Genomic DNA, 13,935 nt, shown 5'->3' on the forward strand with positions numbered 1-13,935 from the left:
CCTCGGCCACCCCGACACCCCACGCTTCGCCGCCATCGACGCCGGCGCGTACCACCATGCACGGACGGAGACAGATGTGACGACCCTGCGGGTCGGCGAGCAGCTCGCTGGCGCCACGGACCGGGCACACCGGCCCACCCTCACCTCCCGGCCCGCGCAGCCCGGCGTGGCCGTGCCGACGCAGCCCGGCCCGGGAGTGCCGCCGCAGACCCGTCGCATCCTGATGCTGTCGTGGGAGTACCCGCCGGTACTCGTCGGCGGCCTCGGCCGACACGTGCACGCCCTCTCCGTCGCCCTCGCCGCCGCCGGCCACGAGGTCACCGTCGTCACCCGCCACACCGACGGCGCACCCCTGGAGGAGTACGCCGACGGCGTACGCATCCTGCGCGCCCCCGAAGACCCCGTCACCTTCCCCCTGGCCACCAGCTCCCTGCTCGCCTGGACCATGGCCTTCAACCACACCCTCACCCGCACCGCCCTACGCGCCACCGAAGCCGGCTCGTACGACGTCATCCACGCCCACGACTGGCTCGTCGCCCACACCGCGATGACCCTGCGCGACCACCTGGACATCCCGCTGGTGACCACCATCCACGCCACCGAGGCGGGGCGGCACCAGGGCTGGCTGCCGGAGGAGATGAACCGCACCATCCACGGCGTGGAGCAGTGGCTCAGCGGCGAGTCCGGCCGGGTGATCGTCTGCTCCGGGTACATGCGCGACGAGGTGAACGCCCTGTTCGGCGTACCGGCCGGACGGGTCGACGTGGTCGCCAACGGCGTGGAGCCGCACCGCTGGCGGGTGCCGGCGCGCGCCGTGGCCGCCGCCCGCGCCCGGTTCGCCGGCGACGGCAAGCTGGTCACCTTCGCCGGCCGCCTGGTCTACGAGAAGGGCGTGCAGCACCTGATCGCCGCCCTGCCCCGGCTGCGCGAGCGCCACCCCGGCCTGCGTGCCGTGATCGCCGGTGACGGCCCGTACCGCGCCGAGCTAGAGGCCGAGGTGCACCGCCGTGGGCTCGGTGGCATGGTCACCATGCCGGGCTTCCTGGGCGGCACGGACCTGCCGGCGCTGATGGCCGCGTCCGACTGCTTCGCGGTGCCGAGCATCTACGAGCCGTTCGGCATGGTGGCGCTGGAGGGCGCCGCGGCCGGCGCGCCCCTCGCCGTCGCGGCCACCGGCGGCCTCGCGGAGATCATCGAGCCGGGCCTGACCGGTACGACCTTCCGCCCGCACGACCCGGACGGGTTGACCGACGCCGTGGACGCGCTGCTGTCCGACCCCGACCACGCCCGTGTCATGGCCCGCCGCGCCCGCCGGATGGTCCACGACCAGTACGGCTGGTCGGCGATCGCGCAGCGCACCGCCGCCAGCTACGCCGCGGCGATCGCCACCGACGCGGCGTGCACCGCCGAGCGGGCCGAGCGGCGCATGTCCCAGGGGCGGACCCTGCCGGCGCTGCCCGAGGGCAACCTGCTCGCCGCCGCCGGCCTGCGCTGACCGGGCGGCGGCGCGGGGTGCAGGAGCCCCCGCGTCGCAGCACGATCCGGGACGCCGTGCGGTGAGCCTCCGGGACCGTCGCGCGCCACGCACTGTGCAAACGATGGTTTGCGCAAAGGAGTGCTTGCGTTAGGGTGGCGCCATGTCCACCTCACCCACGGCGTCCGGCCCGGATCTCGACTCGGCCTTCGCCGCCCTCGGCGACCCCGTCCGTCGCGCCCTCGTGACGCGTCTCGCCCGAGGCGACGCCACGGTGGGCCAGCTCGCCGAACCGTTCGACCTCACCCCACAGGCGATCTCGCACCACGTCGGCGTCCTGCGGCGGTGCGGTCTGGTCGAGCAGCGACGCGAGGGCACCAGACGCCCCTGCCGGCTGCGGGCCGACCACCTGTCGCTGCTCGGCGGGTGGATCGACGAGCAGCGCCGCGCCTGGGACGACCGACTCGACGCCCTCGAGCGGCACCTCGACGACGACGGAACGGTCCGATGACCGCCCGCGCCGAACTCCACGGCGACGAACTGATCGCCCGGCGTCACCTGAGGGCGACGCCCGAGCGTGTCTGGACCGCGTTCACCTCACCGGGCGGCATCGCGGCGTTCTGGGGCGGATCGCACGCCACCGTACCCCCGGAGTCCGTGACCGTGGACCTGCGGCCCGGCGGCGCCTTCGCGCTCGACACCCGCGCGCCCGACGGCGCGTCCCGCCGGCTCCGCTTCGTCTACCTGAGCATCTCCGCCCCGCACGAGCTGGTGTTCGACGAGCCGGTCACCGGCCTGCGCACGACCGTCACCATCCGGCCCGCCGCGGACGGCACCGACCTCACCGTCCACCAGCGTCGGCTACCCCCCGAGCTGCGCAGCACCCGGGCGGTCGACGGGCTCGCCTCGATCCTCGACGCCCTCGCCACCCACCTCCAGCACGACGAACCCACACCAGGACGGAGCACGACATGACGCGGACGACCCAACGCGACCTCGTCGCGGAATACTTCGCCGGCTTCCGGACCAGCGACCACCCGCGCATCCTCGCGACCCTCACCGACGACGTCGAGTGGGTCATCCACGGTCACCGCACCACGAACGGCAAGGCGGAGTTCGACGGCGAGATCGAGAACCCGGCGTTCACCGGCAGCCCCCGGTTGGACGTCCAACGGGTCTACGAGGACGGCCCGGTCGTCGTCACCACCGGCGAGGGCGGCGGCGTCAGCGTGGACCACGGGCCGTTCCGGTTCGCCTTCAACGACCTGTTCACGTTCCGCGACGGGCTGATCGCCCGCGTCGACTCGTACGTCGTCCCGCTGCCCTGAGCCGCTCGCGGGGCGGCAACGGCGCAGGCCGCCGACCCGGTTTCCGGGTCGACGGCCTGCGATCGTGCGGGACGGTGGAGCGTCAGCGCTCGGTGACCGGGACGTAGTCCCGCTCGGCCGAGCCGACGTAGACCTGCCGCGGACGGCCGATCTTGGTCTCCGGGTCGTTGATCATCTCGCGCCACTGGGCGATCCAGCCGGGCAGCCGGCCGAGCGCGAAGAGCACCGTGAACATCTTCGTGGGGAAGCCCATGGCCTTGTAGATCAGGCCGGTGTAGAAGTCCACGTTCGGGTAGAGCCGGCGCGAGACGAAGAAGTCGTCGGCGAGCGCGATCTCCTCCAGCTCCATGGCGATGTCCAGCAGCGGGTCCGGCTTGGCCATCCGACCCAGCACGTCCTGCGCGGCCTTCTTGACGATCGCCGCCCGCGGGTCGTAGTTCTTGTAGACCCGGTGGCCGAAGCCCATCAGCTTGACGCCGTCCTCCTTGTTCTTGACCTTGCGGACAAAGGAGCGGACGTCGTCGTCGCCGGCGTGGATCTGCTGGAGCATCTCCAGCACCGCCTGGTTGGCGCCACCGTGCAGCGGGCCGAACAGCGCGTTCACGCCGGCCGACACCGAGGCGAACAGGTTGGCGTTGCTGGAACCCACCAGCCGCACCGTCGACGTCGAGCAGTTCTGCTCGTGGTCGGCGTGCAGGACGAAGAGCATGTCCAGCACCTTCGACATCACCGGGTCGACCTCGTACGGCTCCGCCGGCACGCCGAAGGTCATCCGCAGCAGGTTGTCCACGTACCCCAGCGAGTTGTCCGGGTAGAGCAGCGGCTGCCCGATCGACTTCTTGTACGCGTACGAGGCGATGGTGGGGACTTTCGCCATCAACCGGACCGTGGAGATCTCCACGTGCTCCGAGTCGAACGGGTCCAGGCTGTCCTGGTAGAAGGTCGACAGGGCGCTCACCGCCGAGGACAGCACCGCCATCGGGTGGGCGTCCCGGGGGAAGCCGTCGAAGAAGCGACGCATCTCCTCGTGCAGCAGCGAGTGCCGCCGGATCCACTCGGTGAACTCGGTCAACTGCTGCTCGGTCGGCAGCTCACCGTAGATGAGCAGGTACGAGACCTCCAGGAAGGAGGACTTCTCGGCCAGCTGCTCGATCGGGTATCCGCGGTAACGCAGGATCCCCGCGTCGCCGTCGATGTAGGTGATCGCGGATGAGGCAGCCGCGGTGTTGACGAAACCGGGATCGTACGTCGTCATCCCGGTTTCCTTCAGCAGCTTGCTCACCCCGACACCGGCGGGGCCCTCGACCGCGGGATGCACCGGCATCGACAGCTGCCCACCGGGGTGATCGAGCTTGACTTCCGTCATGTGGTTCCTCGCTTCGCCGGCAGATCTACGTTGAATTGCCTTCGCTTCTACCGTAATTGCGGCTCCGGGGACAACGCCCGCCATGGTTCTGCGGTGAGGCCTGCGTCACCCGATTCCCGACCGGATGGCCGGGAAACCCCCGTCCCGGTACCCGGGACCGGGCGCCGGACCGGTTCAGGACAGCGCGAGGCGTCGCAGCGTACCGTCCCCGGCGACCTGGTAGACGTCGAGCTGGTTGGTCCCGGCCCGGAACAGCCGGTCGTCGGTGAGCAACGCGGCGAACCGGCGGCCGCCGGGATCGGGTGGCACCACCGGGACGACCGCCCCGATCGTGCCGTTGACCGCCACCGCCAGCATCGTTCCGTCCGGTATCCGGTCCGGCACGTCCCCCCAGACGAGCGCCGGAAGGGTGCCGGTGTCCGGGTCCGTCGCGCGGAACGCGGCCAGGTCGGCGACCCGCGCGTCGCCCTCCGTGGCGCCGGCCCGGACCTCGGTGCCCACCAGGGGATGCGGCGCCGGCAGCGGCGGCGGGGTGGGCACCCCACCGGGGAAGGTGACCGGTTCGCCGGGCCGGTCGTAGAAGTGCTTCGTGCCGTCGGTGCGCGGGGCCTGCCGGGCGGAACGGCCGTCGACCCGCCAGGGCAGCCGGATCCCGGCCTCGTCGGCGACAGTCGGCAGCAGGTCGACGTGTTCCCAGTTGCGGTCGTCCACCCGGCCGGCCCGCTGCCGGGGCTCCTTGACGAACATCGGCACCCAGGCGACCTCACCGGCGGCGGCCTTGATCGCGTCCATCCCCCGGCCCTGCGCGCCCGGGCGGAAGCTCACACCGTGGTCGGCGGTCACCACCACGAGCGCCCGGTCGTACAGGCCGCTGGCGCGCAGCGTCCGCAGCGTCTCGCCGATCAGCCGGTCGGTGTAGCCCAACTGCGCGAGGTGGCGCTGCCGGGCCAGCTCGACCCAGCCGGCGCCGTCGTTCGGCAGGTCCTCCGGGGCGTCGTAGCGCGCGCCGGACGGCAGGTACGCCCACGGTGAGTGCGGCATCAGCAGGTGCAGGAAGTGCAGCACCGGCCGGGGTTCGGGTTTCAGCCCGGCCAGGAAGCTGGTGAAGCGGGCGGGCTGGTTGTCGTCGAGGCTGTCCCAGCGGAACTTCGGGTCGGCCGGCACCGGCTCGGCGGCGTCCACGCCGGCCTCGGCGCGGGTCCGCTCCCGGTAGGAGTCCTCCGGGTCGACGGTGCTCTCCGTCGGCCCGGCGACCTGCCCGAGCAGTGTGCCGGTCTCCCGGACCAGCACGCCGAGGCCCTGCTGGGGGGCGACCGGCTGCTCGCAGCGGCTGGGCGGGCAGAGCCGGGTGATGCTCTCCTCGGCCTGGATGTCGTACAGGCCGCCGAAGGCGGTGAAGATGTTGTCCGGGTACTGCGAGTAGTGCGGGGCGACCTGCCGCGCCGGGTACTTCCCGGTGAGCATCGCCGGCAGCGCGTTGGGCGTCCACCCGCTGACCCCTGTGGCGTTGCGGTACCAGGTCGAGCCGCCGGCCAGCTCGGCGAAGTTCGGGTACCGGGCCGCGTCGATCCGCCCGTCTCCGCCCAGGAGGCTGACCAGAGGCAGCTCGTCGAGGATCAGCATGACCACCGGCGGGTGCACGGCCGTACCCTGCGCGGTGCCGGCCGCGCCGCCGTCGCCGCGCGGCAGCACGACCGCCGAGGTCGGCGAGACGAACAGGAACAGCGCGACGAAGGCCAGCGGACCGACGGCGGCCAGCCGCAGCACCCGGGCGGGCGCCCGCCACCGCCGGTGCGCGGCCGCGCCGGCCGCGCCGGCCAGCACGGCCACCACCAGCAGGGGTACGCCCCGAAGCGGCGTCAGGTGTCGGCCCACCTGCACGGCGAGCGCCGCCAACAGCAGCCCGACCAGTCCGGTGTGCGCGACGGCGCGGGCGCTGCGGCCGGCGAGCCGACTGAGCGCGCCGAGCAGCGCCACCGGCACGGTCGGCACCACCGCCACCAGGGCCGTCAGCAGCAGGATCTGCCCGGTGTCCGCCCGGTGGAACAGGAAGAAGTCGGGGCTGCGGCCCAGCACGTCCAGCAGCGGCTGGGTGACCACCAGCCCGACCAGCGCCACGACCTCCAGCAGGCGCCCCAGTTCGCCGCGCCAGCCCCGGTCCCAGCGCCCCGCCGGTTCAGCCACCCATCACCGCCCGGTAGAGGGTGCGGGTGCCCGAGGGCAGCTCCAGACGCTCGGTGATCCGGCCACGGGCGGCGAGCAGCGCCTCGAACGCGTCCCGCCGGTAGTCGGGGAAGAGCCCTTCGGGTTTGTTGGCGAGCAATCGCTGGGCCATCGGGTCGTCGGGGTGGACGAACTCCACCACCACCGCCCCACCCCGCGCGGTCAGCCCGGCCAGCCAGTCGACGACCTCCGGCAGTGGCACGTTGCGTCCGATCGCCAGGTGGTGCACGACCGCCAGGGCGAGCACGGCGTCCGCGTCGGCCCGTTGCGCGAAACCGGCCCGTTCGACGCCCCGCCAGCCCCCGCCGGGTGACGGGTCGGCCAGGTCCAGCACCAGCGGCAGGACGCGCTGCTGCCCCTCGGCGCGCAGCGCACGGTACAGGTCGTCGACCACGGCCGGGTCCTGCTCGACGGCGACCACGTGGTCGGCGTACGCGGCGGCCAGCCGGGAGTACCGGCCGTCGTTCGCGCCCAGGTCGAGCACCAGGCGGGGCCGGGTGCCGGCGGTCAGCGCGGCGGTCACGAACTGTTCCTTGGCCAACCGGTCCTGCGCGGTGTAGCCGCAGGTGCGCTGGTAGTCCGCCCAGTGGCTGCCGGTCGGACGGCGTTCGAGGCGGCGCAGCAGCTTCTCGATACCGCGCACGGTGGACAGCAGCAGTTCGCGGGAGAAGCCGGCGGCGCGCAGTTGGGCGCGGACGTCGGTGGTGCTGGCGGCGGCGTTGCGCTGCTGCATGGCGCCGTGCAGGTGCAGGTGGGTCAGGACGCCGGGGCGCAGCCGGCGGGTCCCGCCGAACAGCGGCCGGAGCTGCTCGGCCTCGATGCCGTCGACCTGGGCGCGCAGCCACGGCTGGAAGTCCACGCCGAGGTGGGCGGTGAGCAGCAGCGGGTAGAGCACGGTCTGGCAGAACTGCCGGTAGCCGGCCCACGGTTCGCCGTCGCGGACCGGCTCGAACGAGCCGACGTCGATGAAGACCGGCTGCACCCCGTGCCACTGGAGGTTGTAGGCCGAGCCGTCCTTGGTGGTGAAGCCGTCGGCGAGGGCAGCGGCCAGGATCTCGGTGTGCAGCAGCGCGGCGTCGCGCAGCATGGTGAAGGACCACTCGTACGGGTGGGAGACGAACGGGATCCGTTCGTGGCGCAGCACCGCGGCCCACGGCAGGCCCGCCGGCACCAGGGCGGACGGGGCCTCCTCTGTGGCGCAGACCTTGCCGGCGGCGACGAGCGCGGGGAAGAACGTGCTGGCGGTGAGCGCCCGCCAGTGTTCGGCGGCCCCGGTGTCCAGCCCACGCAGCACCTCGTCGCCGACGTGGAAGACCCGGTTGGCCGGGTCGCGGAAGGAGGCCGGCTCGGTCCGTACCCGGGTGGGTACGGTCGGCGTCGCCGGTACCGAGCGAGTCACCGCTGGTCGGTGGGCTGCCGGCGGAACCGGTCGACCAGTCGTCGCCAGTAGAGCTTGGCGGCGACCGCGACGCCGGCGACTCCCCCGACGACCGCCTGCACGATCAGGCTGCCGGACCCCGCGTCCAGGTAGGCCAGATGGATCACCGATCGCTCCTTGTCCTCGCCCCGTGTCGACACCGGCGTCCCGGGCGTACAGCGGTGAGGCTTTTGACCCAGAAAGCCGGACTTCTGCCACCGTACGCCGATCGCCAGCACCGTCGCGGGCACATCGGCGTACTCCCAGCCTCACCACAGAATGTGGCCGGGACGACGGTCCCCGCCGGTACGCTGCGGGCGTGCGCCTGACGATCGTGGACGCGCCACTGGACTCCTCCGGCGCGGGCCGCGGCGAGGAGCGGGCCCCGGCCGCGCTGCGCGACGCCGGGCTGCTGGACGCCCTCGCCGCCGACGACGGCGGCCGGGTGGACGAGGCCTGGTTGCGCGACCCGGTACGGGACGCGGCGAGCGGGGTGATCGGCGCGGCCGGCCTGGTCCACGCCGGCGCGGCCATCACCGCCCGGATCGTGGCACTGCTCGCCGAGGGACGGCGGCCGCTGGTGCTCGGCGGGGACTGCGCCATCCTGCCCGGCATCTGCCGCGCCCTGCCGCCGGCGACCGAGCTGTGGTTCGTCGACGCCCATCCGGACTTCCTCGACGGCGGGACGTCACCGACCGGTGAGGCCGCCGACATGGACCTGTCGGTCGTCACCGGGCACGGCCCGGCCGCCGCCATCGGGTGCGACGGCCCGCTGCTCGACCCCGGGCGGGTACACCTGCTCGGGCACCGCCCGGCGGACGACGACAGCGGCCGGGTCGAGTCGTCCCGGATCGACCCGGCGATCCACCAGCTGCCCGCCGCCGAGCTGCTCGGCGAGGGTGCGGCGGCGGTGGGCGACAGGCTGGCCGCCGCCGGGTCCGGGCCGGCGTGGCTGCACCTCGACCTGGACGCGGTGGACCCGCGCGACCTGCCGGCGGTGACCTACCCCGAGCCGGACGGGCTGCGCTGGCCCGACCTGATCGCCCTGGTCACTCCCCTGGCCCGCGCCGACCGGCTGCTCGGCATGAGCGTGGCCGACCTGAACGTCGACGAGGACCCCGACGGGCGGCACACCCGACGCGTCGTCGAGGTCCTCGCGCAGGTGCTCGGCAGCTGAGCGGCCAGCGTCCCAGGTCCGCCAGCGGCCGGCGCCTCAGGTGCGCCGGTGGTGCATGCCGAGGCGCAGCAGCACGAACCGCAGCACGGTGGCGGCCAGGTTCGCGGCCACCAGCACCGCCACCTCCACCGACCGGGCCGGTACGGCGGTCACCGCGTGCAGCACGGCCAGCGAGCCGCTGGTCAGCGCGAGACCGAGCCCGAAGGCGAGCAGCCCCTGGGCGTGGTGCCGGCCGGCGTGCCGACGTCCGCTGATGCCGAACGTCAACCGGCGGTTCGCGGCCGTGTTCGCCACGGCGGTCACCAGCAGCGCCAGCAGGTTCGCCGGTTGCGCCCCGAGCGCTCCCCGGGTGGCCACGAAGAGCAGCAGGTACGCCAGCGTGCTGGCCACCCCGACGGCGGCGAACCGGACCAGCTGCCGGGGCAGCCCGACCGGCACCCGGGCGGGCGACACGGCCAGCGGTGCCCGGCCGAGCTGCGCGCGCAGGTCGGCCAGCGGCAGCGCGCCGGTCAGCAGCGCCCGTCCCAACCGGCCGATGCCGCGCAGGTCGGCCAGGGCGGTGGCGACGATGTCGACCCGGCTGTCCGGGTCGTCGACCCAGTCCACCGGCACCTCGTGGATGCGCAACCCCGCCCGCTGGGCGAGCACCAGCAGCTCGGTGTCGAAGAACCAGCCGGTGTCGCCGACCAGCGGGAGCAGCCGAGCGGCCACGTCCGCGCGGATCGCCTTGAACCCGCACTGCGCGTCGGAGAACCGCACCGCCAGCGCCCCGCGCAGCAGCAGGTTGTACGCCCGTGAGATGACCTCCCGCCTGGCGCCGCGCACCACCCGGGAGGTACGCGCCAGCCGGGTGCCGATCGCCAGGTCCGAGTGCCCGGAGATCAGCGGCGCGACGAGTGGCAGCAGCGCCGCCAGGTCGGTGGACAGGTCCACGTCCATGTACGCGAGCACCGGCGCGGACGATCCCGACCAGGCGGCCGACAGCGCCCTGCCCCGGCCCTTGGCGTCCAGGTGCAGGACCTCGACGCCGGGCAGCTCGCCGGCGAGACCGTCGGCGACGGTCAGGGTGCCGTCGACGCTGGCGTTGTCGGCGATGGTGATCTGGAACGGGTACGGGAAGTGCTCGCTCAGGTGGGCGTGCAGCCGCCGTACGCACGGCCCGAGGTCGGTCTCCTCGTTGTGGACCGGGATCACCACGTCCAGCACGACGCCGGCGCTGCTGGGGCGGGTCCGGACGGCGGCGCGGGGGCCGCTGACCGCGCTCACGACGCGTTCCCGCCGGTGCTCAGGTCGTAGACGGTGACCCCGTCCACGGCCTGCGCCGTGAAGGTCTCCTGGACCCAGGTGGCGATCTCCTGCGCGGCGGAGCTGCCGCCGTTGGCGCGGAAGCCACCGCCACCGACGAAGTAGTGGATCTTCTGGTCGGCGACGTGGCGCCGGAACTGCGCGAGGGTCGGTGACGGGTCGCTGCCGTTGAAACCGCCGATCGGCATCACCGGCGCTCGGGTGGCGAGCTGGTAGCCGGAGGCGTTGTTCGAGCCGATGGTCGCCGCCACCCAGGTGTAGCTGTCGCTGTCGTGCTCCAGCAGCTCGCGCAGCGCGGCGCTGGGCTCGCGGGCGTCGAGCAGCCCACCCATGCCGCCGCCCGGGAAGCCCGGCCGCTGGCCGCCCCCGGGGAAGCCGGGCATCTGACCAACGCCGGGCGCGCCCGGCATCTGACCACCGTCGCGGCCCCCCGCGTCACGGCCACCCTCGCGGCCTCCCGCGTCACGGCCGCCGTCGTTCCCGCCTGCGCCGGGGAACTGGCCGTCGGCCGGTCGCCCCCCGGGGAAGCCGCCGCGCCCGAAGCCGCCCGCCACGGACGGACCGGCGCTCGGGATCGACCCGGTGTGCGGGGTCGCGGCGGTCTGCACGGCGTACGCCACCGGGCCCGCGAGGGCCGCCGCCGCGCCCAGACCCAGCACCACCGGCACGAACCGGCGGGGCAGTCGGGCGACCAGCAGGAGCAGCGCCGCCCCGAGCAGGCCGACGACGAGCACCACGACCCGCAGCCACGGGTACCAGTCGGGGCTGCGCCCGAGCAGCACCCACGCCCACCAGACGGTGACCGCGAGAGTGCCGGCGAGCGTCACCGTGGCGGCGAGCGGACGCCACCGCTGACCGCGTGCTCCGGCGACCGTGGCGTCGTCCGACGGGGGCAGCGGGCGGCGTTGCCGCCAGAGCAGCGTCGTGCCGATGCCGACAAGCGCGCCGACGGCCGGGGCGAGCGCCACCGTGTAGTACGCGTGGAAGATCCCGGACATGAAGCTGAAGATCAGGCCGGTGACCAGCAGCCAGCCACCCCAGAGCAGCAGCCCGGCCCGGGTCCGGTCGGTACGCGCCGCCCGCCCGGCCGCCACCAGCCCGGCCACGAGCAGGATCAGCGCGGCCGGCAGCAGCCAGGAGACCTGACCGCCGACCTCGCCGTCGAACATCCGCAGCAGGCCGGTCTGCCCGGAGAACGGGCCACCGCCACCCCCGCCCATCCGGGGACCGCCGCCGCCGACGCTGCCGACCTCGTCACCGGTGATCCGGCCGAGGCCGTTGTAGCCGAGGGTCAACTCCAGGATGCTGTTGCCCTGCGACCCGCCGATGTACGGCCGGGCGCTGGCCGGGACCAGCTCGACGAGCGCCACCCACCAGCCGGCGGACACCAGCACCGCGAGGCCGGCCAGGAGCAGTTGGCGGACCCGCCGCCACAGGCCGGTCGGCGCGGCCAGCAGGTAGACCCCGGCGAAGACCGGCACCACCAGGAACGCCTGGAGCATCTTGGTCAGGAAGCCGAAGCCGACGAGCACACCGACCAGGACGATCCACCGGGTGCCGGCCGTCTCCACCGCCCGCACGGTGGCGTACGCCCCGGCGACCAGCAGCAGGACCAGCAGCGCGTCGGGGTTGTTGAACCGGAACATCAGCGTCGCCACCGGGGTGACGGCGAGGACCGCACCGGCGATGAGGCCGGCGACCGGCCCGTGCCAGCGCTTCACCGTCGCGTACAGCACACCCACCGAGGCGACGCCGCAGAGCGCCTGCGGCACGAGCATGGCCCAGCTGTTGAGCCCGAACAGGCGTACCGACAGGGCCATCAGCCACAGCGACGCGGGTGTCTTGTCGACGGTGATGGAGTTGGCCGCGTCCGACGAGCCGTAGAGGAACGCCTTCGCGCTCACCGAGCCGGCCTGCACGGCCGCCGCGTAGAACGAGTTGGCCCAGCCGGAGGCACCCAGGCCCCAGAGGTAGAGCACGGCGGTGGCGAGCAGCAGGGTGGCCAGCGCGGGCCGGGTCCAGGCCGGCGAGCGCCGCGTCGGCGGCGGTGGCGCGGCGGGACGCGTCGCCGGAGGCGGCGGGCCCGGGTCCGAAGGCGTCGGCAGGGTCTCGGTTCTGTCCATGCGGCCAGCCTTGAGCGTCGGGCTGGCGCGACGCCGTGCGCGGCCTATGCGTCGGCTGTGGGACTGCGCAGCCGGACGGTGAACACCGTCCGCCCCGGGCGGCTGTCCACCGCGACCGTGCCGTGGTGGGCGTCCACGACCGCCGCGACGATCGCCAGGCCGAGGCCGGTGCTGCCGTGCTCCCGCGACCGGGAGCTGTCGCCCCGGGCGAACCGCTCGAACATCGCCGGGCGCAGCTCCGCCGGCACCCCCGGCCCGTCGTCGGCGACCGTCAGCACCGCGTCGCTACCGTCGACGCTCAGCGTGGTCGTCACCGTCGTGCCGGGTGGGGTGTGCACGCGGGCGTTGGCCAGCAGGTTCGCCACCACCTGGTGCAGCCGGGCCGCGTCGCCGGGCACCCCGATCGCCACCTCGGGCAGGTCGAGCTGCCAGCGGTGCTCGGGGCCGGCCACGTGCGCGTCGCTGACCGCGTCGATCACCAGGGCGGTCAGGTCGACCGGTTCGACAGCGAGCGGGCGGCCGGTGTCGAGGCGGGCCAGCAGCAGCAGGTCGTCGACGAGGCTGGTCATCCGGGTGCTCTCGGACTCGACGCGGCGCAGCGCGTGCGCCACGTCGGCGGGGACCTCGTCGCGGCCACGCCGGGCCACCTCGGCGTACCCGCGAATGGCGGCGAGGGGCGTGCGCAGTTCGTGGCTGGCGTCGGCGACGAACTGGCGTACCCGGGTCTCGCTGGCCTGCCGGGCGGCGAGGGCGTCGGCGACGTGGCCGAGCATCCGGTTCAGCGCCGCGCCGACCTGACCGACCTCGGTACGCGCGTCGGTGTCGGCGGCCGGGACGCGGACGGCGAGCGCCACCTCACCACGGTCCAGGGGCAGCTCGGTGACCCGGGTGGCGGTGGCGGCCACCCGGGTCAGCGGGCGCAGCGTGGCCCGCACGATCAGCGCGCCCGCGGCACCGGCGATGACCAGTCCGACGGCGGCCACCGCGACCTGCGCGGCGACCATCCACCAGACGGTCTCCTGGACGCCGGACAGCGGCATGGCGACGACGCGTACCCGGCCGTCCCAGTACTGCCGGGCCACGGCCCGGTAGTCACCGCGGGTGCCGAGGTCGACGGTGCGCGGGGCGGCGCCGACCGGCAGGTCCGCAAGGGTGGCGACCTCCCCGACCGGGACGGCCTGCTCGTCGGGGAACGGGTCGTCGCTGGACGGACTGTTGGTGAGGGTCCGCGCGCTCGTCACCCGGCCGTCGGTGATCACCGCGACCACCGTGCCGGACGGCGAGCCGGGTGGGACGGCCGGTCCGCTGCCCGGGAAGGCCGGCCGCCCCGGACGCTCACCCCGCATCGCCGTCGCGGGCGCGAGCTGCGCGTCGAGCCGGTCGATCAGGAAGTGCCGCAACGCCACCGTGGTCAGCCCGCCAATGGCGACACTGACCACGGCCAGCAGGGCGACAAGGGCGAACACCAGTCGGGTACGCAGGGACCGGCCGGCCAGCCACCGGCGGGCGGCGCGCACCGGGC

12 protein-coding genes are annotated in these 13,935 nt (G+C 74.1%); 5 read left to right on the forward strand and 7 right to left on the reverse strand.

Going from position 1 to position 13,935, the window contains the following annotated elements; translation table 11 throughout:
• The first annotated feature begins 76 nt into the window (after window positions 1-76).
• The 4 genes from ABZS77_RS15760 (at window position 77) to ABZS77_RS15775 (ending at window position 2,802) form a co-directional block, all read left to right on the forward strand.
• Window positions 77-1,495, forward strand: coding sequence for a glycosyltransferase family 4 protein (locus ABZS77_RS15760; protein ID WP_354823012.1), 1,419 nt, complete (start codon window positions 77-79; stop codon window positions 1,493-1,495).
• Window positions 1,496-1,637: 142 nt separating this feature from the next.
• Window positions 1,638-1,985 (forward strand): metalloregulator ArsR/SmtB family transcription factor, encoded by a 348-nt coding sequence (locus tag ABZS77_RS15765; protein ID WP_354823014.1) that lies wholly within the window; start codon window positions 1,638-1,640, stop codon window positions 1,983-1,985.
• Entirely contained in the window at window positions 1,982-2,449 is a 468-nt protein-coding gene (locus ABZS77_RS15770; RefSeq protein WP_354823016.1) for an SRPBCC domain-containing protein, read from the forward strand. Before ABZS77_RS15765 ends, ABZS77_RS15770 begins: the two co-directional genes overlap by 4 nt.
• Window positions 2,446-2,802 carry a nuclear transport factor 2 family protein gene (locus ABZS77_RS15775; protein WP_354823018.1) on the forward strand — a complete coding sequence of 119 codons (357 nt, stop codon included), beginning with the start codon at window positions 2,446-2,448 and terminating at the stop codon, window positions 2,800-2,802. Before ABZS77_RS15770 ends, ABZS77_RS15775 begins: the two co-directional genes overlap by 4 nt.
• A gap of 82 nt (window positions 2,803-2,884) precedes the next feature.
• On the opposite strand, the gene ABZS77_RS15780 is transcribed toward ABZS77_RS15775, so the two are convergent.
• The 4 genes from ABZS77_RS15780 to ABZS77_RS15795 all read right to left on the reverse strand — a co-directional run bounded on the left by ABZS77_RS15780 (window position 2,885) and on the right by ABZS77_RS15795 (window position 7,936).
• Window positions 2,885-4,168, reverse strand: a complete 1,284-nt coding sequence (locus tag ABZS77_RS15780) for a citrate synthase (protein ID WP_354823020.1) — start codon at window positions 4,166-4,168, stop codon at window positions 2,885-2,887.
• 174 nt (window positions 4,169-4,342) lie between these two features.
• Entirely contained in the window at window positions 4,343-6,352 is a 2,010-nt protein-coding gene (locus ABZS77_RS15785) for a sulfatase-like hydrolase/transferase (protein WP_354823022.1), read from the reverse strand.
• Window positions 6,345-7,790: a class I SAM-dependent methyltransferase gene (locus ABZS77_RS15790; protein WP_354823024.1), complete on the reverse strand. Its 1,446-nt coding sequence runs from the start codon at window positions 7,788-7,790 to the stop codon at window positions 6,345-6,347. The genes ABZS77_RS15785 and ABZS77_RS15790 overlap by 8 nt, the downstream gene beginning before the upstream one ends.
• Window positions 7,787-7,936, reverse strand: coding sequence for a hypothetical protein (locus ABZS77_RS15795; RefSeq protein WP_167517342.1), 150 nt, complete (start codon window positions 7,934-7,936; stop codon window positions 7,787-7,789). The genes ABZS77_RS15790 and ABZS77_RS15795 overlap by 4 nt, the downstream gene beginning before the upstream one ends.
• A 191-nt stretch (window positions 7,937-8,127) precedes the next feature.
• Here ABZS77_RS15795 and ABZS77_RS15800 point away from each other — a divergent pair, with 191 nt between their 5' ends.
• Window positions 8,128-8,985 carry an arginase family protein gene (locus ABZS77_RS15800; RefSeq protein WP_354823026.1) on the forward strand — a complete coding sequence of 286 codons (858 nt, stop codon included), beginning with the start codon at window positions 8,128-8,130 and terminating at the stop codon, window positions 8,983-8,985.
• Between the two features lie 36 nt (window positions 8,986-9,021).
• On the opposite strand, the gene ABZS77_RS15805 is transcribed toward ABZS77_RS15800, so the two are convergent.
• From ABZS77_RS15805 to ABZS77_RS15815, 3 genes are read right to left on the reverse strand one after another with little or no spacing between them, the layout of a single operon-like run.
• On the reverse strand, window positions 9,022-10,251 hold the full coding sequence (locus ABZS77_RS15805; protein ID WP_354823028.1) for a glycosyltransferase: 1,230 nt from the start codon (window positions 10,249-10,251) through the stop codon (window positions 9,022-9,024).
• Window positions 10,248-12,413: a glycosyltransferase family 39 protein gene (locus tag ABZS77_RS15810; RefSeq protein ID WP_354823030.1), complete on the reverse strand. Its 2,166-nt coding sequence runs from the start codon at window positions 12,411-12,413 to the stop codon at window positions 10,248-10,250. Before ABZS77_RS15810 ends, ABZS77_RS15805 begins: the two co-directional genes overlap by 4 nt.
• A 44-nt stretch (window positions 12,414-12,457) precedes the next feature.
• The gene (locus ABZS77_RS15815) at window positions 12,458-13,909 is read right to left on the reverse strand and encodes a HAMP domain-containing sensor histidine kinase (protein ID WP_354823117.1); all 1,452 of its coding nucleotides are present in this window, start codon (window positions 13,907-13,909) and stop codon (window positions 12,458-12,460) included.
• Between the last annotated feature and the right edge of the window lie 26 nt (window positions 13,910-13,935).

This window comes from Micromonospora sp. NPDC005298 (assembly GCF_040607375.1).
Classification (GTDB): Bacteria; Actinomycetota; Actinomycetes; order Mycobacteriales; family Micromonosporaceae; genus Micromonospora.